This is a genomic window from Niveispirillum sp. KHB5.9 (assembly GCF_048066115.1).
Taxonomy (GTDB): domain Bacteria; phylum Pseudomonadota; class Alphaproteobacteria; order Azospirillales; family Azospirillaceae; genus Niveispirillum.
In genome coordinates this window covers 243,114-269,624 of the sequence record NZ_JBLTYX010000007.1, presented here as the reverse complement: position 1 = coordinate 269,624, position 26,511 = coordinate 243,114, and the positions used below count along the sequence as shown (strand labels likewise).

Below are 26,511 nucleotides of genomic sequence, written 5' to 3'. Positions count from 1 at the left end.
GCTGCGTGGACGGTTCAAGGCCAAGCGCAACTTCATCAAGATGCTGGGGGTGGATACGGGATAGCGTATATTGAATTGGCCGCCCGCGTCTGGCCGGCATCCCCTGCGGGCGACCCGAATTGAAAGTTCAAGGACAGCCTCGCTGATCGGCGACCTTCCTGACGCCATTTGCCAGCCAAGTCGACCTCCAGCTCAATTGCCAACCATTTCGCTGAAGACGGCCTCAAGGTCCGCAGGGCGGTGTCAATATTGGGCCTGTATGGGGCCGGAGGCGGACGGGCGGGTTTTCGCGCTCGGATAGTGGATTCCGGACATTCCCGCCTCGCCGCGTCACCTTCTATAGGCGCCCAGGAAGATGACCGTGATGATGGCGGCCAGCCGCCGCCAGAGAAGCATCTCGCCCCCTGCCACCCGGCAGGCACGGAACCGAAGGATGCTTCACCGGTGGGCACCGTCACGGCCGCTGATCACATGGCCGCCGGTATGGAGTGTGTAATCCGGCCACATGATGTCATCACCTATTGCCGAGAAATCACGCCGGTTCAACCGCTATGACCAGAAGCTTATATATCCCGTTGATCGGGACCAAAGTTGGATCGTCGCGCGCATGCTTTACCCGTGGTTGAGGTTGAACCTGCGGGAGGAAAGCAAATGCGCGCACACCATCTCATCGCCTTCTTAACCGTTGCCGCCATGCAGGCCGGCCTACCTGCCCATGCCGATCCTGACCGGGCGAACCGGGACGAGGCCATCGCCATGGTCAAACGGGCCGTGGTCCACCTGAATGAGGCCGGCCGCGACAAGGCATTCGCGGATTTCGGCAATCGCGAGGGGGCATTTGTCGATCGCGATCTGTATGTGGTGGTCTATGACCTGACCGGTCGCTGCCTGGCCCATGGGGCCAACGCGAAGCTTATCGGCAAGGACCTCAGCGATGCCGAGGATATCGACGGCAAGCTCTATATCCGGGAACGCATGGAACTGGCCAAGACCAACAAGAGCTTCTGGCAGGATTACAAATTCACCAATCCGGTCAACAAGAAGGTCGAGCCGAAGCAGATGTACTGCCAGGTCGAGCAGGATCTCGCCGTATGTGGTGGGGTCTACAAGTAGTAACGCCGATCGCCGCAAGCGCGACGCCCCGGTAGAGATGCCGGGTGCTGTGGCGGCCTGGAAGGCCGAGCCGTCGTCCTTCCAGGCTGCCTGCGCAGGCACTGTTCCCAGAAGATTTGCGCTCTGGAGGTACTGGCCATGCCCGTCGCCAAGAGAATAGCCGTCTATTTCATCCTGCTGGCCGCCACGATGCTAGGCATCGGGGTCGTGCAGATCCATGCCGTCAAGGACGTCGAGGGCCAGGTACGCCAGGCGTTGGGACCGGTCTTCACCGACAACGCGGACATGCAGGCTTTCAGCGCCCGACTGACGGAACAGCGCAAGGCGCTGTACCATCTGGTGGCGCTGGCGGCGACGGAGGCATCCGGCTCCAAGGTCCAGGCGGTCAAGACGGGCCTGCTGGCCATGACCGACAAGCTGGAGGCCGATGTGCCCCGCTTGGTGGAGATCGCCATCGACAATGGCCTGGCCGCCGAGCGGGAGAGCCTCGACAAGCTGCTGAAGAAATATGTCAGCAAGAGCCGCGATCTGATCGACATCATCGATGGCGACGTCTCGACGACATTGGCCTTCATTGGCGGGCTGGAGCGCAGCGGCAGCGAGCTGGAGCAGGTGCTGAATCATATCGAAGAACGGCAGGGCATGACGCTGGACCATGTCCGCGATCAGGTCAGTGAAGCCATCCTGCTGACCTACCTGCTGGTGGCTGTCGGCGTCGTCGCCCTGGGGGCCGTCGTGACCTTCGTCTATGGCTTCGTCGCACGGCGGGTGGCCCGTCCCCTGATCATGCTGGCCGACGTGACCCACCGTCTGATCGGTGGTGAGGTGGAGACCAGGGTGCCCGACGCACTGCTGTCCCGCCGCGACGAACTCGGCAGGCTTGCCACGGCGTTGCGCGTGCTGGTCGAACATGACGCGGAACGCCGGCGCCTGCAGGACGAACAGCGCAGCAAGGCCGAGGCGGAGCAGGTGCGGGCCGGTCGCATCGGCGATCTCACCCTGGCGTTTGACGATGGGGCGTCTCGGTCGCTTGACGACACGATGAGCGCCGTGCAGCAGCTTCGGGATACCGCCGTCACCATGTCGGGCGTCGCCGACGCCACGCGGGAGGCAGCGGCGGTCATGGCCACGGCCATCTCCACGACGTCCGACGAGGTCGCCAGCGTCGCCCATGCGGCCGAACAGCTTTCGGCCTGCATCAGCGAGATCGGGGACCGGGTGGCCCAGTCAAGCGCCGTGGCCCAGCATGCCGTGGAGGAGGCCGAAAGGACCGACTCGCTGGTGAAGGGGCTTGCCAATGCCGCAGACCGCATCGGGGCCGTCGTCGGGCTGATCAGCGATATAGCGGGCCAGACGAACCTGCTGGCATTGAACGCTACCATTGAGGCGGCGCGCGCCGGGGAGTCCGGCAAGGGCTTCGCCGTCGTTGCCGGTGAGGTCAAGACCCTGGCCCGCCAGACTGCCGAGGCGACGGCGGAGATCGGTGCCCAGGTGGACGCCATCCAGACGGCGACCCATGACGCCGTCAGCGCGCTGCGGGCCATCTCCGAAACCATCCTGTCCATGCGCCAGTCCAGCGTGGCCATCGCCGGTGCCGTGGAACAGCAGGCGCAGATGACCCAGGGCATCGTGCAGAATGTGCAGCAGGCGACCTTGAGCACACGTCAGGCCAACGACCGCGTGGCCAAGGTTCTGCGCGGGGCGACGGACACCAAGGAGGCCTCGCAGCAGGTCAATGATGCTTCTGGCCATCTGACACGGCGGTCGACCGCCCTCAGCCAACGTATCCAGCAGTTCCTGGCGCAGGTCCGCACAGCCTGACCGGACCGCTCGGCGACGGGCGCCCCAGGGCGACCTGCCGCCCCCCGGGACCGGTTCGTCACGCACGCTTGGCCCCGATATACGTCAAGTCGCCGCGCGCCGTGCAGGATGATTCAGCGACTTGTAGAAACTTGCGATTGCTCGGAATGCGCTCAGGCGCTTTTCCCGCCAGCCAAGGGCACCTGGCGGTGGATAAGGCAGTGGCGCGGTTCGCCCCTATCGGGCGGAAGCCTGTTCCCACGCTTCCCGGTTGCTTCCCGCGCCCGAGCCGGTGCCCCAGCCGTCCGGATGGGGAGGATAGGGAATGCGGTGCGGGGCTTCCAAACTGCGGTGGCGGAACATCAGTCCACGATCATCGCGGGAAGCGCATCTTCGAACCCAACAGATATGTCGCCGCCTGGCAGTGCTGCGGCAATGCCGTCACCAGGGGCGCGGGTGGGGCCTGGTCCATCAATTCCTCGTTGGGTTGGAAGCCCAGCAGGGCGGCGAGTATTCACCAAAGTACTATCCCCGCCTTGGGCAGCCGCAGGTCGGTTATTCTGTCGGCCCGTTCCCGGCAAACCGCTCTGTCAGCCTTTCACGCGCAAATGCGCTGACGACATGATCGACGAAAGCACGGGTCTTGGCGGGCAATAGGATGCGGGTCGAGTAATAGAGATTGATGCCGCCCGCGTCGGCATACCAGTCGGGCAGCAGGCGGACCAGTGTTCCGCTGTCCAGTGCGGGCAAGGCGTCGGGCACGGCCAGCATGGTGATGCCCAGACCCATTATCGCCGTCTCCCGCATAGCGGCCGGATCATTGACGATGATGGTTTCGGCCAATGGCGCCGCCTGTTCCTGGCCGTGGGCGTCGCGCAGGGTCCAGACCCGCGTGCGGCCTGTCCGCAATGATCGCATGGCAATCCCGTCAAGACCGGCAAGGTCTCGCGGCTCCGCCGGCGTCGCTCGTCCAGCCATGTAGGAGGGGGCGGCGACGGCGATGATGTGCGCCGGGGCCAGGGTACGCGACACGATACCGGGCGACAGTTCAACGGCGCCGCCGATGGCCGCATCGTAGCCTTCCGCCACCAGATCCACCTGCCGGTTCTCGAAATGCCATTCCGGCCGGATGCGGGGATATCGCGCCATGAAGCCGGGCAGCAGCGGCAGGATGTAGGCCATGCCGAAGGTCGGGCTCATGCTCACCTTCAAGATACCGTGCGGCTCGCTATTATCGGCTGCCACCCCGGCGATGGCGACCTGCAGCGCGTCCAGATTGGTGCCGATGGCATGCAGGAACCGCTCACCGGCCTCCGTCAGGGTCAGGCGGCGGGTGGAGCGGTGGAACAGGCGCACGCCCAGGTTCCGCTCCAGCATCGCCACGTTGCGGCTGATGGCTGCCGGGGTCAGCGACAGACGGCGCGCGGCTTCCGCGAAGCTGCCGCCCTCCGCACTGCGCACGAAGGATTCCAGGTTGGCCAGGGTTTCCATGACACCATTCCCAATGATTGCTTGAGAGTGAAGCAATTCAATGCCGGCTAATCAAGGGGGAGTGAAAGCGGCATTCTCACCTCAACACCGGGCCGCCAATGCCGGTCCGGCCGGATACACCCTCCAGATCATGAGGAAAATGTCATGACCAACCAACATCGCCCCCTGGCCGGCAAGGCCGCTCTCGTCACCGGCGGCTCCCGCTCCATCGGTGCGGCCATTGCCCGTCGCCTGGCCGCCGACGGTGCCGCCGTTGCCATCACCTACAGCGCGTCCCCGGCCAAGGCCGAGCAGGTGGTGGCCGATATCGTGGCCGCCGGTGGCAAGGCCATCGCCATCGCCGCTGATGCCGGTGATCCCGCCGCCGTTCGCGCCGCCGTGGCGCAGGTCGTGGAGCGTTTCGGCGCCATCGACATCCTGGTCAACAATGCCGGCCTGGGCCTGGGCGGCCCTATCGAGGAGATCGCCTTCGAGACGTACGAGCGGATGATCGCCGTCAACGTGACGGGCGTGTTCGTCGCCACGCAGGAGGCGGCGCACCACATGAAATCGGGCGGGCGCATCATCCATATCGGCTCCTCCATGACCCGCTATGCGGCGTTCCCCACCGCCTCGCTCTATACGCTGACCAAGGGGGCGATCACCGGCTTCAACCGCAGCCTGGTGCGCGACCTGGGGCCGAAGGGCATCACCGTTAATACGGTGCATCCGGGCCCGACCGACACGGACATGAACCCGGCGGACGGGCCGGTGGCCGGCATCGTCGGCCCCGGCATCGCCATCGGCCGCTATGGCCAGCCGCATGAGATCGCCAGCGTCGTCGCCTTCCTGGCCAGCCCGGAGGCCGCCTTCGTCACCGGTGCCGAGATCGTCGCCGATGGCGGCCTGACCGCCTGATCCATCCCCCCAAGCCAAGGAATATTGCTATGTCCAGCATCGGCATCATCGGCGCCGGCCAGATCGGCCGCGCCTTCGCCACCGCCCTTGCCCGCCAGGGTATTGAGGCCACCATCGCCAACAGCCGCGGTCCCGACAGCCTGAAGGAAATCGTCGTCGCCCTCGGTCCCAGTATCCGTGGGGGCACGCGGGAGGAAGCGGCGGCCAAGGACATCGTCCTGGTCGCCGTCAACTGGTCGAAGCTGCCGGCGGCGCTCTCCGGACTGCCGGATTTCGCGGGGCGTATCGTCATCGACGCCAACAACCCCATCGAGGCGCCGCTGTTCAAGCCGGCGGAACTGCATGGCCGCAGCTCGACGGAAGTCTTTGCCGAACTGGTGCCCGGGGCCTGGGTGGTGAAGGCGTTCAACCATCTCCAGCCGCACCTCCTGTCCGGTGATCCGCAGGCCGAGGGCGGGCGGCGCGTCCTGTTCCATTCGGGCGACCATGCACCGGCCAAGGCGGTGGTGGGGTCGCTGATCGACCGCCTGGGCTTCTGCGGCATCGATCTGGGGCCGCTTGCCGTGGGTGCCCGGCTGGCGCAGTTTCCCGGCGGCCCCCTGCCGGCCCTCAACCTCGTGCGGTTCGGCTGACTACATAGTCAGCGGTAAGGCCGGTCGCATTGGGCTACGCCACGACCGCTATCGGTATGTTGAATATGCTCCGCGATTGCTGAGGCGCGCGGAGGCTGCGGCGGGTCATTCCTGGTTCCGGCCGGGCCGATCCTGAGCGAACTACCGAGCCAGGACGCGGGCGGCTTCCTTTGTGGTAGTGACGGCACCGGTGACCTTGCCGATTGAGTGGTTAATGGCCGTGAGATTGCGGGTGACGGTTTCCACGGCGGCGGCGGTCGTCTGCATGTTGGAGGACATGTCACGCGTGACGGCACTTTGCTCCTCGACGGCCGCAGCGGTGGTGGAGACATATTCCCGGACATTGCCGACAGCAGCGCGGATCTCCCGGAGGGCAACGACCATGTCGGTGGACAGCCCCTGGATACCCGCGATTTCGGCGGAGATTTTCTGGGTCGCGTTGGCCGACTGGTTGGCGAGGTTCTTGACCTCGGTGGCGACGACGGCAAAGCCGCGTCCGGCATCGCCGGCGCGTGCCGCCTCGATGGTGGCGTTCAGGGCCAGCAGGTTGATCTGGCCGGCGATGGCGCGGATAGCATCCACGACACCCTCCATCGACCGGGCAACCTCGTCCAGGCGTTGGGCGGCCTGATCCGCCCGGCTGGTGATCTCCACCGCGCTGTCCGTGGCGCCGCGCGACTGATCCATGCTCTGCGAGATTTCGCTGATCGAGGCGGCTAGTTCCTCGGCACTCGACGCCATCATCTGCACGGCGGCCGATGTCTGCTCGGCGGCGCTGCTGGCGCTGGCGGCTTCCTGGGTGGAATGATCGACGGCGTGGTCGATCTCCCCGAAATTCCGGTCGATCAGGGTTTTAAGGTCGGCCAGCGTATTCATCTGCCCGGTAATGTCGGTGGCATATTTGACCACCATCACCGGCTGGCCACCGGGGTCCAGGATCGGGTTGTAGGAGGCTTCGATCCAGACCACCTTGCCGCCCTTGCCGAGGCGCTTGAACTGCCGGGCCTGATATTCGCCCCGGCGCAGCGCCTGCCAGAAGGCGGCATAATCCGGACTGTTGCGTTCCGCCGGCTCCACGAACATGCTGTGATGGCTGCCCTTGATCTCATCCAGCGTGTAGCCCAGGGTCTTCAGGAAATTGTCATTGGCCCACAGGATCGTGCCATCGAGCGTGAATTCGATGACGGCCTGGGATTTCCGGATGGCGCTGACCTGACCGGACAGGTTGGCGTGTTCCAGGGCTTTCTGTGTGATGTCCGTCGCATATTTCACCACCTTCACCACCTGACCGTTCGCCCCCAGGATCGGGTTGTAGGAGGCTTCGATCCAGACCACCTTGCCGCCCTTGCCGAGGCGCTTGAACTGCCGGGCCTGGTACTCGCCCCGGCGCAGCGCCTGCCAGAATGCGGCATAGTCCGCACTGTCGCGTTCCGCCGGCTCCACGAACATGCCGTGATGCTGCCCACGGACTTCCGCCAGCGAATAGCCCATGACATTCAGGAAGTTCTGATTGGCATCCAGGACCGTCCCGTCGGGATTGAAAGAGATCACGGCCTGGGACTTGTCCAGGGCGGTGAGGATTTGACCCTTGTCGTCATGCTGCTTCAGAAAGCCGAACATCATGTTGGTCCTCCCCATACCTTTATATGCTGACTGCCATGCCGTAGAAACCAAGTGGCAGATCGAAGAATAATCTCAGATCACGATCTGTGACAAATCGATACCGATATCCATCTGCATAGTGTCCAAGTGGATACATGAACTATCGGTTCGCTTTCGGAATTGCTGGCGACTTCACGCCCGCAACACCTCCGGCATTTCATATCCCGGGGTGCTCGCTTCTGTGCATCAAGGGTTGTTGCGCGGCCTGACGGGCTGCCGTCCCATCCTGTTCCGCCCTCTCGGTCATTCGCGTCAGCACGTCAATGAACCGCATACTGCCATTGTCAGGGACCGGCTCCGTCGCGCGCCGTCACAGTCGGCTTCGGCGGGTCGCTTAAACCAACCGCAATCCGGTTCACACGAAAGGCAACTTCAAGGGTACCGCAGCTCATTAGCAAAGGGTTATGTAACCCTTTGGACAGGCCCGCGCCCGGCTATGCGGATGTAGGATTCCTTGGTCAATAAAACCAGGAGGGCGGTTCCATGTTCGGGCTCTTCAAGAAGATGCTGGCGGCATTGCACGACGAGCCCGCTCCCGGTCGCGCCAGCAGCGGTTCTCCGCGCAACGCACCCACCCCAGCCGCCGAGCAACCTGAAGTCACCGCACCGCCGCAGGCTGACCAGAACGCCGCCGAGGCGTTGCGGCGCATTTTCTCCCGCCGGGACCCTGCCCAGGCCGGTAGCCTCCATCTGGTGGGGTTGGAAAGCCTCCGGGCGCGGCTGGGTGGACGGTGGGGGACGGTGGCTGACAGGGTGCACCTGCTCACAGCAAAGCTGCTTGAAAGCTATCTCGGTCCTCACGATACGTGGTTCCGCCATGAGGGCGAAGTTTATGTGGTCGTCTTCGCCCAACTGGGGCCCGAACAGGCACGCCTGATCTGTGCCAAGGTGGTGGAGGAATTGCAGATCATGCTGCTGGGGGAGGCTGATACCGCCAGCATTATGGTGCGCACCGCCATGCATGAGATCGGGTCGGAGGTCATGCTGGTACCCGCCAGCCTGAAGCAGATGCTGGACAATGCCTCGATGCATTTGACACAGGGGGTGGCGGAGGCCAGCGCCAGCCTCGACCGTCCCATCGGCATCCGCACCCGCCGCACCGAAGATGCGGGCCCGATAGAGGTGCGCTATCGTCCGGTGTGGGACGTCAAGCAACAGGTCCTGTCTGTCTTTATCGCCCGCTCAGGCCGGATGCGGGCCGGGCGTTGCCCGCTCTGGGGTTATGACGGGCTGCAGGACCCCGAGGATCCGCAGCAGATCCTGGGCATGGACATGCATCTGATCCAGGAGGCGGTGAGCGAAGCTGCAGAGCTTTACGAGAACCGGTTCCGCTTTTTCCTTTCATTGCCGATTCATTTCGAGAGCCTGGCGGTTCTGGGGCGCCGCCGCGAACTGGTGAACGTCCTGCAGGACATCCCGACGCATATGCGCAGTTTCATGACCTTTCACCTTTGCGGGGTGCCGGCGGGTGTGCCTACGGGCCGTCTGGCCGAAATGGTGAGCACCCTGCGTCCCTATGGTCGCACCATCATGGCCGTGGTGGACCCTGGCAGCAACGACCTGCCCACCCTGGGTGCTGCCGGCGTGAAGGTGGCATGCGTGTTGCTGCCGCCCGGCTGCTCGGCCGACCGCTATCGCGCCGACCTGCTGCGCTTTGGTGCCATCGCCGCCAAGAACCGGTTGCTGACCTCTGTCGAAGGTGTCGACAACATGGCCATGGAGGCCCTGTGCGAGGAGGCGGGCATCAGCTTCCTGTCAGGAGACCTGATCGGAGGTTGGACCGAGGTGCCCGAACACGCCGTTCGTCGATCGCTGGCCGATTTCCAGCGTTGAGTGCCAATCTCATGCCAGCAGAGCCGCAGAGGAACGGTATCGCCCAAGCGGATTGCAAGGCGGCCGGTTGGCGGCTGGCCTCAATATTATCATCCTCGGGCCCGCCCCTTTGCATGCTGATGTTCCGGACCAGTCAGCTTAAATCGATTTGCGACCGCAATCATCAGGCGCATGTGGCACGGGAATCACAATCTACCAAGAACGTCATATCAACCAAAGGATTGTCGGTTCCTGAATGATTTATCGACTAAACTGATCATCTGGTAATATGGCAGGACAGCGTTGGTGCGTTGCCATCAGGATGGTGGAGGCCGGCTGGTGCAGGATACCCCGCAGATTGGCATTACTGGCAACCCATCGGACGAGCCGTTCCGGTTGGTGGTCGAGGCTGCGCCCAACGCCATGGTGATGATCAATGGCCAGGGGCGCATCGTCATGGTCAATGGTCAGGCCGAGCGGGTTTTCGGCTATGACCGGGTGGAGATGCTGGGCCAACTCATCGAGATGCTGGTGCCGGCGCGGTTCCGGGGGCATCACCCGGCCTTGCGCACCGCCTTCACCGGGGATCCCAGCCCCCGCCCCATGGGTGTTGGCCGTGACCTGTACGCCCTGCGCCGCGACGGGACGGAATTTCCCGTGGAGATCGGCCTGAACCCCATCCATACGTCCGACGGGCCGATGGTCCTGTCGGCCATCGTCGATCTGTCCCTGCGCCGGCAGTCGGCAGAGCGGTTCCGCCAAGTGGTGGAGGCCGCACCCAACGCCATGGTGATGATCAATGGCGACGGCCGGATTGTCATGGTCAATGCCCAGGTGGAGCGGCTGTTCGGCTATGACCGATCCGAACTGCTGGGCAGCCCGGTGGAAATACTGGTGCCCGACCGGCACCGCGCCGCCCATCCGGACCTGCGCGGCGGGTTCTTCCGTCATGGCCATGGTTCGCGCCCCATGGGGGCTGGCCGCGACCTGTTTGCGCGCCGCAAGGATGGCAGCGAGTTTCCCGTGGAAATCGGTTTGAACCCCATCACCATGGATGAGGGACCGATGGTCCTGTCGGCCATCGTCGATATTTCCGACCGGGTGCAGCGGCTGCAGCGCATGAATGACCGGTTGGAGGCGCGCACCCGCGACCTTGAGGTGGTCAATCAGGAGTTGGAAGCCTTTGCCTACTCCGTTTCGCATGATCTGCGGGCGCCCTTGCGCAGCATGGACGGGTTCAGCCAGGCGCTGCTGGAGGATTACGACGATATCCTGGATGACCGGGGAAAGGATTATCTGGCCCGCGTCCGGCGGGGCGCCGTGCGCATGGGGCAACTGATCGACGACCTGCTGAAACTGTCGCGCGTCACCCGCAGCGGCATCACCCCTGTCGCCGTGGATCTGTCCGCCATCGCCGATAATGTGGTGGAGGAGTTGCGTCAGCATGATCCGCATCGCCCGGTCCAGGTGGTGATCACGCCCGATCTGCTGGACGTGGCCGATCCACGGCTGATGCGGGTGGTGCTGGACAATCTGTTGGGCAATGCCTGGAAATTCACCAACCGCACGGCCGCCCCCATCATCGGTTTCACCGGCGCGCGGCAGGGGGGGCAGGTGATTTACCAGGTGTCGGACAATGGCGTCGGGTTCGACATGGCCTATGCGGACAAGCTGTTCTCTCCGTTCCAGCGGCTGCATGCCACGCATGAGTTCGAGGGCACGGGCATCGGTCTGGCGACCGTGGCCCGGATCATCCGCCGGCATGGTGGCAATATCAATATCCGGTCCGAACCGGGGAAGGGCACGCTGGTGTCCTTCACACTCAATAGCGGGGACGAGGCACATGGCTGACGGGCGGCTGCTGATCGTGGAAGACGATCCGGATGACGAGGCCCTGATTCTGCGGGCCCTGAAGTCGGCGCATGTCACCAACCCCATCGACATCGCCCATGACGGGGTGGAGGCGCTGGCCCATATCTTCGGCGATGCCGGCCCCGACGCCCCCATCCCGCCGCCGCCCGTGGTGATCCTGCTGGATTTGAAGCTGCCCAAGATCGACGGGCTGGAGGTGCTGCGCCGTTTGAAGAGCGACCCGCGCAGCCATCACATTCCCGTGGTCATCCTCACCTCTTCGGACGAGCAGGAGGATATCGTCCGCTCCTATCGCCTGGGTGTGAACTCCTATGTCCGCAAGCCGGTGGATTTCGGCCGCTTCTCCACCAAGGTGGCACAGCTTGGTCTTTATTGGACGCTGATCAACCAGCCATTCGCGGAGGATCGGTCATGAGGGGGACCGATCCTGTTCGTATCCTGCTGGTGGAGGACAGCGAGCTTGACGCCGCCTGGTTGATGGAAAGCCTGCGCCGGGGGGGCATGCAGGTGGAAGCCCACCATGTCGACAATCGGGACGGCGTCGCTGCGGCATTGGCCCAGCGGACCTTCGACATCGTGCTGTGCGATTATTCCATGCCGTCGCTTTCACCCCTGGAGGTCACCCTCCTGGTCCAAGCGCATGACCCGGACCTGCCCCTGATCGTGGTGACGGGGACCATCGGGGAGGAGTCGGCGGTGGCCGTCATGCATGCCGGTGCCGCGGATCTGGTGCTGAAGGACCGCATCGCCCGGCTGCGCCCCGCCATCGAGCGCGAATTGGCCGCTGCCACTACCCGCCGCCAGAACCGCGTGATCGAACAGGCCCGCCAGCAAAGCGACATGGTGCTGCGCGGCATCGCCAAGAATATCCCCGGCATCATCTTCCGCCGGTATATGCGGACCGACGGGAGCCTCAGCTATACGTACATGCAGAAGGAGTTGCTGGCTGATTTCATCGATACCGGTGATCTGGGCGACCCGGCCACCAGTCCACTGGTGATGGCGTCCGGTGCCACGCTGTTGCGCGCCATCCATCCCGATGATCGCAAGACCTATCGGGATGCTATGGCTCTTTCGGCGTTAACGCTGGAACCCATGATCGTCGAATTCCGGCTGTCCACCGCCTCCGGCGGCACCCGCTGGCTGCGGTCGCAATCGCAGCCGGAAAAGCTGTCCGATGGATCGGTGCAATGGGATGGCATCGCGTTGGACGTGACGGAACTGAAGGCGGCGGAGGCGGTGCGCGACCATCTCGCCTATTTCGATCCGGTGACCGATTTGCCCAACCGGGCCCATTTCACCCGCCTGCTGATCGAAACCCTGTCCAGACCGCTGAAAGATCGACGCGTGGCCCTGCTCTGCCTGGGACTGGAGGCATTTGCCGATTTCCAGGATGGATGGGGGCTGGCGGCCACCGATGCCCTCGTGCGCGCCGTGGCGGATCGTCTGCGCCAGCTTCTGGAACCCGGCGAGGTGCTGGCAAGGTTCGAAGGCGCCTATTTCTGCCTGCTGCTGCCCGACGCCCCGGCCGACCTGGACCAGCGATTATGGCAGTTGCAGGCGGCCTTCAGTCTGCCCTTCACCGTGGATGGCGTGCAGATGTCCCGCCGCGCCCATGTGGGCGTCAGCCTGTATCCGGCCGATGCAAGCGACGCGACGGAGATGCTGCAACATGCCAGCACCGCCCTGCACGAGGTGAAGCCGTCGCGCGGACCCTTCCGCTACTATGCCGCGGAGATGACGGAACGGGCAGTGAAGCGCCAATGGATTCAGACCGAGCTGGCCGCCGCCCTGACCAATGACCGGATTACGCTATACTATCAGCCATTGGTGCATCCGGTGCGCCACCACATCATTGGGGCCGAGGCGCTGGTGCGCTGGCAGCACGAGGTGCGCGGCCTGATCCCGCCAGCGGATTTCATCCCGGCGGCCGAACAGGGTGGCCAGATCGTGGAACTGGGGTACGAGGTGCTGCGCCAGGCGCTGAAGCAGACGGCGCTGTGGCGGGCCGCCGGGCTGTGCGATTTTCCCATATCAGTCAATGTCTCGGGCATTCAGCTCATGCGCCCGGATTTCAGTGTCCGGGTGCGGGCCCTGCTGGACCAGACCGGCCAGCCGCCCACGGCGCTGAAGCTGGAACTGACGGAAAGCACCATCATCCGCGACGATGACCTGGTCCATCGCAACATCACGGATCTGGCCAGCCTGGGCGTCAGCTTCGCCCTGGATGATTTCGGCATGGAACATTCGGTGTTCAGCCGCCTGTCGGAACTGCCCATCGACACGGTGAAGGTGGACCGGTTCTTTATCAGCCAGATGACCAAGGCCGCCGAGCATGCGGCCCTTGTCCAGGCCATCGTCGCCATGTCGCACGCCATGCACAAGCAGGTGGTGGCAGAAGGGGTGGAAACGCAGGAGGAACTGATCTATCTGCGCGCCTATCAATGCGACGCCCTGCAGGGCTACCTGTTCAGCAAGCCGGTGCCGGCAGCGGCGATGGAACTGCTGCTACGCCAGGGTCGGTTGCTGGGGTGATGGGGGGCGGGCGATCCCGCAGGAGCCACCATATCTGTGAAAGCAGGGCCGATCGATTGGGATGTTGTAAGCTGTCGGTCTTCTGCTCGCGGGAAAGCGAGTGGCTCCCCTGAGAATGATAGGCTCACGAGGAGGCACAAAAGGCAACCGCCGCCTGATCCGAGCCAAACTGTCGTCGCGGAACCTCAACCAGCCTATGTTTTGCTTTGTCTGCTTCCAGATGCCATCTCCCCCCTGTGAACGACGACAAAGGGGCGCTTAGCGGAAATTAGAACATGCAGGAGCCCGATGGAACAGCACCAAACCTACCCGCCGCTCTCCCTCTGAGCATCTGGCTGCCACCTCGCCTTCAAACCCGGCCCCCATGTCGCTCTGCCATGTAGCGGCCGGGCGACGTGCCCAGCGCCTTGCGGAACATGGTGACGAAGCTGGGCACGCTCTCATAGCCGAGGTCGGCGGCGACCTGCTGAATCGAGGTGCCGCCAGCCAGCCATTTCACGGCCAGCACGACGCCCAGCTGCTGGCGCCAGCGACCGAAGCTCATGCCCGTCTCCCGGTGGATCAGCCGCGCCAGGGTCCGTTCGCTGAGGCCCGCCCGTTTCGCCCAGGCATCCGACGTTCCCCGATCCGCCGGCATGGCCATCATCAACTCGGCGATGCGGCGCAGACGCGGGTCCGCGGGCATGGGCAGATGCAAATCCTCCACCTTCGCTGCCGCGATCTCGTCCAGCAGCACCGCCATCAGGCGCGTATTGACGCCATCCTCCTCATAGAGGGCCGGCAGGTGTGCGGCGCGGATTAGCAACTCGCGCAGCAGGGGCGTCACCGACACAACGCAGCAGGTCGTGGGCAGGCGCGCGTCGATGGCCGGATCGATGAAGGCGTTGTAGCCTTCGATCGCCCCCGTCATCCTGATGGCGTGCAGCGCCCCGCCGGGGATCCAGAGGGCGTTGCGCGGCGGCACGATCCATAGCCCGCCCTCCACCTCGCAACTGAGCGCACCGCCGCGCTGCACCATCATGATCTGCGCCTTGGCGTGACGGTGGGAATCCAGTTCGATGTCGCCGAGACTGGCCTTGTCGATGCCGAAGGCCACCACCGGCCGGGGCAGGTCATCCGGCTCGACCCATTCGAAATCATTGGGCGCGACATCGCTGAAGATGGGCATGGGTCCGTCGTCTCCAGAAACCTGAACGGATTGGCGGGATTCGATAATATTCTGTCCAGGCTTCGAAATGACGCCACGGTCCTCTTTCCTTATCCTCTCCCGGCGATGTGGTCGAGGCCGGCCTCGGTCAAATGGAAGGGAAAAGCGATGAACACACTGACCACGGGACCGGTTGGTCCGCTTCTGGACAGGCTGCACCAGGAAGCCGAAGCGGCGGACCGGGCGCTTTTCGGGGCGATCATGGCGGACATGCAGGCCTCGGGTACGACGCTGGAACAGGCGGCCGCGACAATGATCGCCGAGGAACGGGAGAATTACCGGGCAATCTACCATGGCCATGCCGATCGGTTCCTCAGCGTGTCGCCGACCTATGGCCGGTTCCTCTACATGACCGCGCGGGCCTGCCGGGCGACGCGGATCGTGGAGTTCGGCACGTCGATGGGGATATCGACCCTCTATCTCGCCGCCGCCTTGCGCGACAATGGCGGCGGGCATCTCATCGGCTCCGAACTGGAGCCCGCCAAGGTGGCGCGGGCGCGGGCCAACCTCGCGGCGGCCGGTCTCGGCCACCTGGTGGAGATCCGCGAGGGCGACGCGCTGCAGACATTGGCCGATGTCGGGGGGGATGTCGACCTGCTGCTGAATGACGGCGCCTTCGCCCTCTACCTGCCGGTCCTGAAGCGGGTCGAGCCATGGCTGCGGCCAGGCGCCATCGTGCTGGGGGAGAATGCCTTCGAGCCGGGATACCTGGACTATGTCCGCGATCCCGCCAACGGCTATCTCTCGCAACCGCTTCCGCTCGATGAGGGGCGCGGCAACGAATTCACCGTGAGGGTCCTGTGATGTCTGTGACGGGTGTGCCCGAGCGCCCTGCGCCCCAGCAGCAGGGGCGGTTGAGCCGGATGCTGGTGCGCCTGCTGATGAGGCGCGCGACGGTCGTCGCGGTGGAACAACTGGCCGATGCTTTCCGCCTGATCACGCTGGAAGGCCCGGAACTGGCCGGCGTCACCTGGACCGCGGGGCAGAAGATACAGATCGCGATGGGCTCCGCCTTCATGGCGCGGACCTACACCCCGATCCGGTGGGACGCCGCAGCGGGACGAACCGACATCCTGGCCTATGCGCATGGCGACGGGCCGGGAAGCGCCTGGGTGCGCGGTGTCCGGCCCGGTGACATGTGCGACCTGTTTGGCCCCCGCCCGTCGCTGGACGTGCGCGGCCTGTCCGGACGGCTGGCCGTCTTCGGCGACGAAACCGCCATCGGGCTCGCCCATGCGCTGGCCAATGAGGATCCGGTCCGGCCCGTCGCGTGCCATTTCGAGGTCGGGGATGTGGACGGCGCCCGCCAGGTCGTGGCACGGCTCGGGCTCGGCCCAGCCCGCCTGTTTGCGAGGCGGGCAGACGATGCGCATCTTGAAGCCATGGAAGCGGCGCTGCCCGCGCTTGCCGCCGCCGGCACCTCCTTCGTGCTGACCGGCAAGGCCGGCACCGTGCAGCGGCTCCGGCAGGCCCTGAAACGGCATGCCGTTCCCTCGGCACGCATCGCCGCCAAGGCCTATTGGGCGCCCGGCAAGACCGGTCTCGATTGAACTCGGCATCATCTGTGCACCACCCATTTGCTATCCGGCTGGCGCTGATCAGCAAGCCTCCGCTGGAATGCCCGGAGTCGATGCGCTATATGACCATCTACATAGTCAGGAGCGCAACATGGACACGATCAGTCTGGCGGACGCCAAGGCCCATCTGAGCGAACTGGTCGACCGCGTTGAAGCGGGGGCATCGATCGACATCACCCGGCGTGGCAAGCCGGTCGCACGGCTCACCGCTGTGGCCGAGCCACGCAAGCCGATCGATGCCGACCTGCTCCAATCCCTGACGGCGGCCATGCCCGCGCAAGCCGTGAGTGCCGGCGATCTGGTCCGCTCCATGCGGGATGGCGATCGCTACTGATGCTTTATCTCGACACCTCGCTGATCGTCGCGGCCCTCTCCAACGAAGCCCTGACGCCGCGCGTGCAGCGGTGGCTGGCGGAACAGGACCCGGCGCGGCTTCTCGTTAGCGACTGGACCCTCACCGAGACGTCGTCGGCCCTGTCGATCAAGCTGCGGACCGGGCAGATCAACCTGGAACAGCGCGCGGCAGCGCTCGCCATGTTCAACAAGCTGGTCGCCGAGAGCTTCACCGTCCTGCCGGTGACGGGTGGGCACTTCCGGGCGGCCGCGAGGTTCGCCGACCAGCATGCGCTGGGGCTCCGCGCCGGCGATGCGCTCCATCTCGCGACGGCGTCGGAGCATGGGGCCACCGTCCATACGCTCGACCAGCGGCTGGCCGAAGCCGGCCCTCTGCTGGGCGTGCCGACACGGTTGCTTCCATGAACGAAGCCCTCTTTCGCCCCGCCGACCATACTTGGAGTGCCGATGGCCGGTGATTGGACCGATGGGCAGAATGACGCCATCGTCGCGGACTATTTCGCGATGCTGGCCGACGACATCGCCGGGCGCCCCTACAGCAAGGCCGAGCATAATCGCCTCCTACAAGCGGTGATCGGCCGACCGCGCGGTTCGATCGAGTACAAGCACCAGAACATCAGCGCAGTACTCAAGGGCCTCGGCGAGGATTGGATCCCCGGCTACAAGCCAGCCTTCAATTTCCAGGCTTCACTCGTCGACGCGGTCGTGCGGTGGCTGGATCGCCATCCCGCCTGGCTCGCGCCGGCAGCCAAGTCGGAAACAGGCGCTTCGGCATCGGCATTCCGCGAAGACGCGATGCTGTGGATCGGCCCGCCGCCGACGCACAGCAACGCGCCGCCGCCCGACGAGCTTGAGCAGATGACCGTCATCGCCCGGAAATACGATGTCGCCGGCCGTGATGCCCGCAACCGGTCGCTGGGCCGCGCCGGTGAGGAGCGCATCCTCGCCCATGAGCGCGCCAGCCTGCTCTCGGCCGGCCGGACCGACCTCGCGGAACGCATCCGCTGGGTGTCCCAGGTCGACGGTGATGGCGCCGGCTACGACATCCGGAGCTTCGACACCGATGGCAGTGATCGGCTGATCGAGGTGAAGACGACCAACGGCTGGGAACGTACGCCCTTCCACATCACGCGCAATGAATTGGCTGTTGCCGAGGCTCACCGTGAGGAATGGCGGCTGGTACGCCTGTGGAACTTCACGCGAGAACCGCGGGCCTTCGAGCTGCGGCCGCCGCTGGAGGCGCATGTATCGCTGATGGCGACGAGCTATCAGGCGAGCTTTCTTTGAGGATCAATAATGGCCGCGCCTAATAGATATCCGTGTTTTGCATTGTGGCGGTCCAGCGACTGCTGCGACAGATAGACATTGTGTGCCTTCGCGCGCTTCATCCGCTCCTTGGGGATCGACCAGACGGCGTCCTCGAAATCCACCTCGTCCCAGACGGCGTCCATCAGCTCGCCCTTGCGCACCATGGTGAGCAGGATCAGCCGCAGCCCGAGGCGGATGGTCGGCAGGGTCGGCACCAGTTCCATCTGCTGGAGCATGATCCGGATCTCGCTGGGCGACAGCGACCGGTCCTTGGGCTGGAAGGTGGCGATGGAGGCCGGCGGCACCTCGTTCGCCGGGTTCGGCACCTTCTCGCCCTGCAGGATGGCGAAGGCGTAGATCTGCTTGACGATGTCGCGGATCTGGACGGCGGTCGCCGGGGCGCCGCGCGCCTTCACCTTGGCGCAGAGCTGGCGCAGGTCCTCCGGCGTCACCTCCGTCAGCTTCCGGTTCTTCCAGGCGGGCACAATGTCCCGGTCGATGATGGACTTGCGCATGGAGCGGGTGCTGTCCGCCATACGCCCCTCCTTCAGCCACAGGGCGCTGACCGTGCCGAAGGTGCTGCCGATGGCCTTGCGGTGCTTTTCGCGCTTCTTCTCATAGGCGGGGGAAACGCCCTCCTGTACCTGCCGGCGGGCGGCGAGGCAGCGCTCGCGCGCCTGGGCCAGCGTGATGCCGTCGGGACCGTAATGGCCGATCAGCAGGCACTCCCGCCGCCCATGCAGGCGGTAATCGTAACGGAAGCTGATATGGCCCGTCGTGGACACCGCAACATACATGCCGTCACGGTCCGTCACCTTGTACAGTTTATCTTTTGGTTTCAATCGCTTGAGAGCCACATCGGTCAGCAGGGGATGGCCTCGTTGATGATCGAAAACGCCTTTTTCGGGGCTCAATAATACCGTCAAAACCGATACCGTCAAAGAACCAGAAAAATCTTTATATTACAATTAGTTGAACGGCTTTTTTGGCCATGCTGGAGTTTTTCGGCCGGTGAGTGGGTGAAAACCAAGCCCAAGACCAAAAACGGGTCCCGTCACCCCATAACGACAGGCCCCACCGCTGGGGGGCGATGGGGCCTGATATGGGGCGTTTAACTTTTTATGTGATATCAGCTACTTATGTCGTGCTGTAGCGTGGTTTTGGATATCCCTGGGTGGGCCTGAATCATTCCCACTCGATCGTGCCGGGCGGCTTGGACGTGATGTCGTAGGTCACCCGGTTGATGCCCCGCACCTCGTTGATGATGCGGGTGGCGACATGACCCAGGAAGCTGTGTTCGAACGGGTAATAGTCCGCCGTCATGCCGTCCACCGAGGTGACGGCGCGCAGCGCGCAGGCGTAGTCATAGGTACGGCCGTCGCCCATCACGCCGACAGTGCGCACCGGCAGCAGCACGGCGAAGGCTTGCCAGATCTCGTCATACAGGCCGGCCTTGCGGATCGCGTCCAGATAGACGGCGTCGGCCTGGCGCAGGATGTCCAGCTTTTCCCGGGTGATCTCACCCGGCACGCGGATGGCCAGACCCGGACCCGGGAACGGGTGACGGCCGACGAAGCTGTGCGGCAGGCCAAGCTCACGGCCGAGCGCCCGGACCTCGTCCTTGAACAGTTCGCGCAGCGGCTCGACCAGCTTCAGTTTCATGCGGTCGGGCAGGCCGCCGACATTATGGTGCGACTTGATGGTCACCGACGGGCCGCCGGTGAAGGACACGGATTCGATCACGTCGGGATAGAGCGTGCCCTGGGCCAGGAATTCCGCACCGCCGATCTTCGCGGCCTCGCCATCGAACACTTCGATGAACAGGCGGCCGATGATCTTGCGCTTCTGTTCCGGGTCGGACACGCCGTCCAACTGGCCCAGGAACATCTCCGACGCATCCACATGCACTAGCGGGATGTTGTAATGGTCGCGGAACAGGGTCACCACCTGTTCAGCCTCGCCCGTACGCATCAGGCCGGTATCGACGAAGATGCAGGTGAGCTGCGAGCCGATGGCCTCATGGATCAGCACGGCGGCGACGGAGCTGTCGACACCGCCCGACAGGCCGCAGATCACTTTGGAATTGCCTACCTGCTCACGGATGCGGGCCACGGCTTCCTGGCGGAAGGCGGCCATGGTCCAGTCGCCCTTCAGGCCGGCAACCTTGAACAGGAAGTTCTGGATCAGGGCTGCACCGTGCGGGGTGTGCACCACCTCCGGATGGAACTGCACGGCATAGAAGCGGCGGGCATCGTCGGCGATGATGGCGTAGGGGGCACCTTCGGAGGTGGCGACGATGCGGAAGCCTTCGGGCAGCTTCGTCACGCGGTCGCCATGGCTCATCCACACCTGCTCGCGCGCGCCGATGGACCAGACGCCTTCGAACAGGGCGCAGTCATCCTTGACATCGACGAAGGCGCGGCCGAATTCGCGGGTGTCCCCCGGTTCCACCTTGCCGCCCAGCTGTTCGCACATGGTCTGCTGGCCATAGCAGATGCCGAAGACCGGAACGCCCAGGGTCCAGACCGCGTCGTTGGCGCGGGGGGAGCCTTCCTCCGTCACGCTGGCCGGGCCGCCGGACAGGATGATGGCCTTGGGCGCGAAGGCGCGGATGCGGGTCTCATCGGCGCTGTATGGGATGATTTCGCAATAGATGCCGGCCTCGCGCACGCGGCGTGCGATCAGCTGCGTCACCTGCGATCCGAAATCCAGGATCAGGACGCGGTCGGGATGGGCGGCGGGGGCGGTGGAGGCGACGGCGGCCATGGCGCATTTCCTGGCAGGAGCGGAGAATGCCGCGCAACCTAACCAACCCGGCCCGCCGCGACAAGCTGTGCATCCGCAAGGCTGACCCTTGCGGCGACAGGACCGGATCGGACGTGGGGCGGACAGTACCACCCCACGTCCTTTGGTCTCACGGGACGATCACATAGTCGGGATTGGCGACGGCGAACACGGCGTCACGGTCGGGGGCGGGCGGGTAGATCCAGATCGTATTGATCTCCTGCTTGATCTTCTTGCCCTCTTCGCGCGTGTAGCGCACCTGCCGGTCCCAGCCTTCGGTGTACAGGGCGCCCCAGGGGCCCAGATCCAGGCAGGTGACATATTTGGGATGGCTGTAGGGATGGATGGGCAGGCCCACCAGTTCCGCCGCCGCATTGTGGCCGGCGACGCGGCCCAGGCTCAGCCCGTGCTGACAGGTCATCGGGGCGAAATTGCCGATATCGTCGGTAACGGCCTTCACCGTGTCGCCGGTAACGAAGATGCCGTCGGTGCCGGGTGCACGCAGGAAGGGGTCGCCCACGACGCGGCCCAGATTGTCATGCTCGCCCGGTACCTGGGCCGCCAGCGGATGGGCCCGCATGCCGGCCGTCCAGATCACGGTATGCGCCAGGATATGCTCCCCGTTCGACAGGGTCACGCCATCGGGCCGCACGGCGGTGACGCGCAGGCCGGCGCGGGTTTCCACCCCGACTTCGTCCAGCGCCTCGCGGATCACCGGCAGGGGACCGACGCCGAATTCCGACCCGATCTCCCGTGCCGTATCGACGATGATGGTGCGGACATTGGCCTGATCGCCCAGGATGGCGCGCAGACGCGAGGGCATTTCCGTTGCAGTCTCCAGCCCGGTGAAGCCGCCGCCGGCGACCACCACCGTGTTACGCGCCGGGCTGTCGGGCCTTGTGGCCAGCGCCTTCAGATGCGTATTCAGCACCTGGGCGCCGTCCAGCGTATCGACATTGAAGGCGTGCTGCTTCAGGCCGGGAATGTCCGGGCTGAACAGGCGGCTGCCCGTGGCCAGCACGAACCGGTCATAGGAAAGGGTGCGTTGCCCGCCATCCGCCAGCGTCACGCCCAGCTGTTTGGCATCGGCGTCGATGCTTTCCACCAGACCGGCCAGATGGGTGACGCCCACGGCCGTCAGCAGGGCGGAGATGTCGGGCGCCATGTTTTCCAGCACCGCCTCATACAGGCGGGGGCGGATGACCAGATTGGGGGTAGGGGAGATGATGGTGATCGCCACCTCATCCCCTTTGCCGGCCAACGACACGGCACGGGCGGCGGACAGGGCGGCCCAGAGGCCGGCAAAACCGGAACCGGCGATGATGATCTGCTTGGTCATTTTGAAGGTCCTCTCAAGGCATGGGGTGCCGTTCCCGCCGCTTGGCGGGTCGGAAATGGATGGACAAGGGGAGGGCGTTACGGGCGGTGGATGCCGTCCGTCGGGTTATGGTTCTGGTGGGAAACTCAATCCTGTTCGTCGCGGGCGGGTCTGCCGCCGCGCGCCGTGCGATCCTTCATGCGGTCACCGATCCAGGACTGGATGTCGGTGAAGAATTCCTGCGGTGCCTTGGCCCCGAAACGCTGGGCCACACCGCCCAGGGTCTGCGTCGCCAGACTGTCGCGCATCGCCTTTTCCGCCTGCAGCATGGCGGCATGCACGGCGCAGACGCCGGATGTCGCCCAGCCGGGAGGCGCATTGTGGAAAACCGCACAGCGGCCGCGGACCTCCTGGCAATCGAACAGCGGCTTGTCCCCTTCGATCGCGTCCACGATCTGCAGGAACGATATGTCGCCGGGCGGGCGGGCCAGACGATAGCCGCCCCTGACCCCCTCGCTCGCCGTGACGATCCCGGCCTTTTCCAGTTTCTGGAAGATCTTGGCCAGGAAGCTGGGCGAGATGCCCTGAAGTTCGGCAAGGTCGCGGCTGGACAGGGCCGCATCCTCGTTTCCGATCAGCCAAAGCAAACCGTGGATGCCGTACTCAACGCTTGTGGTGATGTGTGCCATAACGCGGACTGTATCGATCCGCGTTTTAAGCGTCAAGTGGAAAAACACGGATAAAGTTAGTCTGTGTTATTTTTGGCGATTTCCAGACCGCCCGTGCGTGCCACCAGCACCCCCTCCATCGCCGCTGCCAGATCGGCGATGGGCCCGGCCTTTTCCCAGGCATAGAGCGATACGGCCATGGCGGGGACGGGCGGCAGTCCGGCGCAGGGACGCACCGCGTGGCCCGTCGTGGCGGCGACGGGCAGCAGCGACAGGCCCATGCCGGCGGCCACCGCCACCAGGACGCTATGCAGGCTGCTGCCGGTGAAGGCGATGTACCAGCGGCGATGCGCCCCCTCGATCGCGTCGAACATCGCCTCGCGATAGAGCCCGCCGGTGGGGAAGGCGACCAGGGGGATCGGGTCAGGCCAGTCGCCCGGCGCCTCAGAAGCCTGGAACCAGGCCAGCGGTTCGGGGAAGCTGGCGCGATGGTCGGGTTCGGCGGCCGCTTCCTTGACGATGGCGATGTCGAATTCCCCGCTGCGGTAACGCCGCGCGATCTCTCGCGACAGGCCGGTGGTCACGTCCAGCCGTATTTCCCGGTGCCGGGCCGCGAAGGATGCGAAGACCCGCATCATCGGCCCCGTCGCGATATCTTCTGGCAGGCCGATGCGCAATATGGCGGTACCCACCGGATCGGACAGCAGCGTTTCCGCCTCCCGCTGCAAGGACAGGATGCGCCGCGCATGGCCCAGCAGCCGCTCACCCGCCGGGGTGGGGCGCACGGGCCGGGCGGCGCGGTCGATCAGCGGATGGCCCACAGCCTGTTCCAGCCGGCCCAGTTGCTGGCTGATCGTCGATTGCGTCATGTGCAGCCGGTCGGCGGCGGCGGTGAAGCTGCCCTGGTCGGCGATGGTGACGAAGGCGAGCAGAAGCCGTGGGTCGAGCATGGGAATCATCAAGAATGTGAATGATCTTTATCCATATATCCAATTTGCGCATGATCAAAGCGGCAGATAGGCTGGGCACCGCCCCCCGCCGGAGTTGTCGTGCCATGAAGAAGCTGTTCGCCGCCCTGATCACCCTGCTTGCCCTGGCGCCCGCAGCACCGGCGGCGGAGCAGCGCAAGGCCGACCTCGTCATCCGCCATGCCACCATCGTGGATGTGGAAAAGGGTCTGCTGATCCCAGATCAGGCGGTGGTGACGGCGGACGACCGTATCCTGGCCGTAGGCCCGGATGCGGAGACGGCTGCGGCATGGAACGCGGCGCGCAGCCTGGATGCCGGCAACCGCTTCCTGATCCCCGGCCTGTGGGACATGCATGTGCATTTCGGCGGCGGGCCGGACCTGATCGCGGAGAACCAGGCGCTGTTGCCGCTCTATGTGGCCCATGGGATCACCACGGTGCGCGACTGCGCCGGCGACCTTGCCTATGACGTGCTGGCCTGGCGGCAGCAGATTGCCGAGGGCAAGCTGTTCGGCCCCACCCTGCTGACCTCCGGTCCCAAGATCGAAGGCGTCAAGCCGGTCTGGAAGGGGACGCTGGAAACCGGGTCGGAAGCCGAGGTGGATCAGGCCATCGCCAAGCTGAAGGGCCTGAAGGTCGATTTCGTGAAGATCACCGACAGCACCCTGAAGCCGGAATTGTTCCTTTATGCCGTGCGTCAGGCGCGTGCCGCCGGCCTGAACACGTCGGGCCACATCCCCATGGCCCTGACCCTGGGGCAGGCGGTGGATGCCGGCCTCAGTTCCGTCGAGCATCTGGATTATGCGCTGAATGCCGGGGTGAAGGACGAAGCCGCCATTGCCGCCGACTATGCTGCCGGCCGTATCGACCGGGCGGAGGCGAACCGGCGGCTGGACCAGGGCTATGACCCCGCCTTCGCCCTGCAGGGTTTCCGCCATCTGGCGGAAAAGGGCGTGTTCGTGACGCCGACCCTGAACGGATCGCGTGTCATCGCCTATCTGGACCGGGAGGATCATGCCAACGATCCCTATCTGGCCTATATCGGCCCCGGCCTGCGCAAGACCTATGAATGGCGGGTGCAGCGCGCGGCCAAGGCCACGCCGGAACAAGTGCAAGCCCGTCATGAACAGTTCGAGGTGACGGCATCCGTCCTGCCGCTGTTGCAGAAGGCCGGGGTCACCATCATCGGCGGCACCGATGCCGGGTTCCTGAATTCCTTCAATTATCCCGGCATCGGTCTGCATGACGAACTGGCACTCTATGTCCGCTATGGCCTGACCCCGGCCCAGGCGCTGGCCAGCGTCACCCGCGCCGGCCCGGCCTGGTTCGGCAAGCTGGATCGGTATGGTTCCGTGGCGGTGGGCAAGGCGGCGGATCTGGTGCTGCTGGAGGGCAACCCGCTGGAGGATATCGCCGCCACCCGCTCCATCCACACCGTCGTGCTGCGCGGTCAGGTGCAGGACCGCGCAGCCCTGGACAGGATGATGGATCAGGCCCGCGCCAAGGTGGCGGCGTGGGACAAGGATCAGGCAGCGAAGTAATCCGACCCCTCCATATCCGCCAGCAGCCCGGTTTCCACGGGCTGCCAGCCCAGCTTCGCCCGCGTCTGTGCCGATGAGGACGGCACATCCATGGCGGCGAAGCCGGACATCCAGCCGAAATGCGCGGCCGCTGCCGCCCCGCCGGTGGATACCAGGGGCAGGTCCAGACGGCGGGCGATCAGGGCGGCGATGTCGCGGAAACCCACCCCTTCCTCCGCCACCCCATGCCAGCGGGCACCGGGCACGGCATTCTCCAGCGCCAGCCGGTAGAGCCGCGCCGCATCGAACCGGTGTACGGCGGGCCAGCGGTTGGCACCGTCACCGATATAGGCCGCCACGCCCGTGCGCTTTGCGGTGGCGATCAGGTGCGGCACGAAACCATGATCGCCGGCGCCATGCACGCTGGGCGGCAGGCGGACGATGCCGGCATTGACGCCCTGGTCCAGCAGCGCCACCGCCGCCTGTTCCGACGCGGCACGGGGATGGGCGGCCGCACCCGTGGCCGGCAGCACATCCTCCGTCAGCAGCGATCCCGCCGGCAGGATGCCGATGCCGGATGTGACCAGCAGCGGCCGATTGCTGCCCGCCAGCACCGACCCCAAAGCGGCGATGATGCCCCGGTCCGCCGCGCAATTGTCGCGATAGGTGCTGAAATCATGGTTGAAGGCGGTGTGGATGACGCCATCGGCCCCTTCCGCGCCGCGACGCAGGCTATCCAGGTCGTCCAGATCGCCCCGGTGCGGCTTGGCACCCGTTTGCGCCAGGATACGGGCATTGGCGTTGCTGCGCACCAGACCGGTGACGCTATGGCCGGTGGCGATCAGTTCCTTGACGATGGCGCTGCCGATGAAGCCCGTGGCGCCGGTGACGAAGACATGCATAGGATCACCCTTCCTTTGATGGTCCGCCCATGATGGAGCGGACTTGTCGGACGATCCATGCTATGAAATCCGTAATATCTTCGTATTCGTC

22 protein-coding genes and 1 pseudogene are annotated in these 26,511 nt (G+C 64.9%); 14 read left to right on the top strand and 9 right to left on the bottom strand.

From position 1 onward, the window contains the following. Nucleotides 1-651 precede the first annotated feature (651 nt). Both ACM9HJ_RS14775 and ACM9HJ_RS14770 read left to right on the top strand, forming a co-directional pair. Nucleotides 652-1,113, top strand: coding sequence for a cache domain-containing protein (locus ACM9HJ_RS14775; RefSeq protein ID WP_416572499.1), 462 nt, complete (start codon nucleotides 652-654; stop codon nucleotides 1,111-1,113). Between the two features lie 138 nt (nucleotides 1,114-1,251). Next, complete coding sequence (locus ACM9HJ_RS14770; protein WP_416572498.1) at nucleotides 1,252-2,934, top strand: methyl-accepting chemotaxis protein; 1,683 nt, start codon at nucleotides 1,252-1,254, stop codon at nucleotides 2,932-2,934. A gap of 534 nt (nucleotides 2,935-3,468) precedes the next feature. On the opposite strand, the gene ACM9HJ_RS14765 is transcribed toward ACM9HJ_RS14770, so the two are convergent. Then, a complete protein-coding gene (locus ACM9HJ_RS14765) occupies nucleotides 3,469-4,404 on the bottom strand; it encodes a LysR substrate-binding domain-containing protein (RefSeq protein ID WP_416572497.1) in 936 nt (311 codons plus the stop codon). Nucleotides 4,405-4,548: 144 nt separating this feature from the next. Between ACM9HJ_RS14765 and ACM9HJ_RS14760 the strand changes: the two genes are divergently transcribed. Then, entirely contained in the window at nucleotides 4,549-5,301 is a 753-nt protein-coding gene (locus tag ACM9HJ_RS14760) for an SDR family oxidoreductase (protein ID WP_416572496.1), read from the top strand. Nucleotides 5,302-5,330: 29 nt separating this feature from the next. Beyond that, nucleotides 5,331-5,933, top strand: coding sequence for an NADPH-dependent F420 reductase (locus tag ACM9HJ_RS14755; RefSeq protein ID WP_416572495.1), 603 nt, complete (start codon nucleotides 5,331-5,333; stop codon nucleotides 5,931-5,933). A gap of 141 nt (nucleotides 5,934-6,074) precedes the next feature. Here the strand turns inward: ACM9HJ_RS14755 and ACM9HJ_RS14750 are convergent, their stop codons facing one another. Beyond that, on the bottom strand, nucleotides 6,075-7,556 hold the full coding sequence (locus tag ACM9HJ_RS14750) for a methyl-accepting chemotaxis protein (protein WP_416572494.1): 1,482 nt from the start codon (nucleotides 7,554-7,556) through the stop codon (nucleotides 6,075-6,077). 522 nt (nucleotides 7,557-8,078) lie between these two features. Here ACM9HJ_RS14750 and ACM9HJ_RS14745 point away from each other — a divergent pair. The 4 genes from ACM9HJ_RS14745 (at nucleotide 8,079) to ACM9HJ_RS14730 (ending at nucleotide 13,814) form a co-directional block, all read left to right on the top strand. Further along, a complete protein-coding gene (locus ACM9HJ_RS14745; RefSeq protein WP_416572493.1) occupies nucleotides 8,079-9,428 on the top strand; it encodes a hypothetical protein in 1,350 nt (449 codons plus the stop codon). A gap of 318 nt (nucleotides 9,429-9,746) precedes the next feature. Then, nucleotides 9,747-11,258: a sensor histidine kinase gene (locus ACM9HJ_RS14740; RefSeq protein ID WP_416572492.1), complete on the top strand. Its 1,512-nt coding sequence runs from the start codon at nucleotides 9,747-9,749 to the stop codon at nucleotides 11,256-11,258. After that, nucleotides 11,251-11,694, top strand: coding sequence for a response regulator (locus ACM9HJ_RS14735; protein ID WP_416572491.1), 444 nt, complete (start codon nucleotides 11,251-11,253; stop codon nucleotides 11,692-11,694). Before ACM9HJ_RS14740 ends, ACM9HJ_RS14735 begins: the two co-directional genes overlap by 8 nt. Further along, complete coding sequence (locus ACM9HJ_RS14730) at nucleotides 11,691-13,814, top strand: EAL domain-containing protein (protein ID WP_416572490.1); 2,124 nt, start codon at nucleotides 11,691-11,693, stop codon at nucleotides 13,812-13,814. The genes ACM9HJ_RS14735 and ACM9HJ_RS14730 overlap by 4 nt, the downstream gene beginning before the upstream one ends. Nucleotides 13,815-14,163: 349 nt before the next feature. Here the strand turns inward: ACM9HJ_RS14730 and ACM9HJ_RS14725 are convergent, their stop codons facing one another. Then, nucleotides 14,164-14,982 (bottom strand): AraC family transcriptional regulator, encoded by an 819-nt coding sequence (locus tag ACM9HJ_RS14725; RefSeq protein ID WP_416572489.1) that lies wholly within the window; start codon nucleotides 14,980-14,982, stop codon nucleotides 14,164-14,166. 147 nt (nucleotides 14,983-15,129) lie between these two features. Between ACM9HJ_RS14725 and ACM9HJ_RS14720 the strand changes: the two genes are divergently transcribed. The 5 genes from ACM9HJ_RS14720 to ACM9HJ_RS14700 all read left to right on the top strand — a co-directional run bounded on the left by ACM9HJ_RS14720 (nucleotide 15,130) and on the right by ACM9HJ_RS14700 (nucleotide 18,239). After that, a complete protein-coding gene (locus tag ACM9HJ_RS14720; RefSeq protein ID WP_416572488.1) occupies nucleotides 15,130-15,825 on the top strand; it encodes an O-methyltransferase in 696 nt (231 codons plus the stop codon). 59 nt (nucleotides 15,826-15,884) lie between these two features. After that, complete coding sequence (locus ACM9HJ_RS14715; protein ID WP_416572487.1) at nucleotides 15,885-16,571, top strand: siderophore-interacting protein; 687 nt, start codon at nucleotides 15,885-15,887, stop codon at nucleotides 16,569-16,571. A 118-nt stretch (nucleotides 16,572-16,689) separates the two neighbouring features. Next, nucleotides 16,690-16,932 carry a type II toxin-antitoxin system Phd/YefM family antitoxin gene (locus tag ACM9HJ_RS14710; RefSeq protein WP_416572486.1) on the top strand — a complete coding sequence of 81 codons (243 nt, stop codon included), beginning with the start codon at nucleotides 16,690-16,692 and terminating at the stop codon, nucleotides 16,930-16,932. Continuing rightward, nucleotides 16,932-17,357 (top strand): type II toxin-antitoxin system VapC family toxin, encoded by a 426-nt coding sequence (locus ACM9HJ_RS14705; RefSeq protein WP_416572485.1) that lies wholly within the window; start codon nucleotides 16,932-16,934, stop codon nucleotides 17,355-17,357. The genes ACM9HJ_RS14710 and ACM9HJ_RS14705 overlap by 1 nt, the downstream gene beginning before the upstream one ends. A 42-nt stretch (nucleotides 17,358-17,399) precedes the next feature. After that, nucleotides 17,400-18,239 carry a DUF3883 domain-containing protein gene (locus tag ACM9HJ_RS14700; protein WP_416572484.1) on the top strand — a complete coding sequence of 280 codons (840 nt, stop codon included), beginning with the start codon at nucleotides 17,400-17,402 and terminating at the stop codon, nucleotides 18,237-18,239. A 50-nt stretch (nucleotides 18,240-18,289) separates the two neighbouring features. Here the strand turns inward: ACM9HJ_RS14700 and ACM9HJ_RS14695 are convergent. The 5 genes and pseudogenes from ACM9HJ_RS14695 to ACM9HJ_RS14675 form a co-directional block, all read right to left on the bottom strand. After that, a pseudogene (locus tag ACM9HJ_RS14695) lies at nucleotides 18,290-19,129 on the bottom strand (tyrosine-type recombinase/integrase); the annotation flags it as partial. 316 nt (nucleotides 19,130-19,445) lie between these two features. Beyond that, nucleotides 19,446-21,026, bottom strand: a complete 1,581-nt coding sequence (gene guaA / locus ACM9HJ_RS14690) for a glutamine-hydrolyzing GMP synthase (protein WP_416572483.1) — start codon at nucleotides 21,024-21,026, stop codon at nucleotides 19,446-19,448. Between the two features lie 148 nt (nucleotides 21,027-21,174). After that, nucleotides 21,175-22,383: an NAD(P)/FAD-dependent oxidoreductase gene (locus tag ACM9HJ_RS14685; RefSeq protein ID WP_416572482.1), complete on the bottom strand. Its 1,209-nt coding sequence runs from the start codon at nucleotides 22,381-22,383 to the stop codon at nucleotides 21,175-21,177. Nucleotides 22,384-22,508: 125 nt separating this feature from the next. After that, a complete protein-coding gene (locus tag ACM9HJ_RS14680; RefSeq protein ID WP_416572481.1) occupies nucleotides 22,509-23,051 on the bottom strand; it encodes an RrF2 family transcriptional regulator in 543 nt (180 codons plus the stop codon). A gap of 56 nt (nucleotides 23,052-23,107) precedes the next feature. Continuing rightward, a complete protein-coding gene (locus tag ACM9HJ_RS14675; protein WP_416572480.1) occupies nucleotides 23,108-23,980 on the bottom strand; it encodes a LysR family transcriptional regulator in 873 nt (290 codons plus the stop codon). A 104-nt stretch (nucleotides 23,981-24,084) separates the two neighbouring features. On the opposite strand from ACM9HJ_RS14675, the gene ACM9HJ_RS14670 reads away from it, so the two are divergent. Beyond that, a complete protein-coding gene (locus ACM9HJ_RS14670; protein ID WP_416572479.1) occupies nucleotides 24,085-25,539 on the top strand; it encodes an amidohydrolase family protein in 1,455 nt (484 codons plus the stop codon). Here the strand turns inward: ACM9HJ_RS14670 and ACM9HJ_RS14665 are convergent. Continuing rightward, nucleotides 25,524-26,420: an SDR family oxidoreductase gene (locus ACM9HJ_RS14665; protein WP_416572478.1), complete on the bottom strand. Its 897-nt coding sequence runs from the start codon at nucleotides 26,418-26,420 to the stop codon at nucleotides 25,524-25,526. The two genes, ACM9HJ_RS14670 and ACM9HJ_RS14665, sit on opposite strands and share 16 nt — an antisense overlap. Nucleotides 26,421-26,511: the final 91 nt, after the last annotated feature.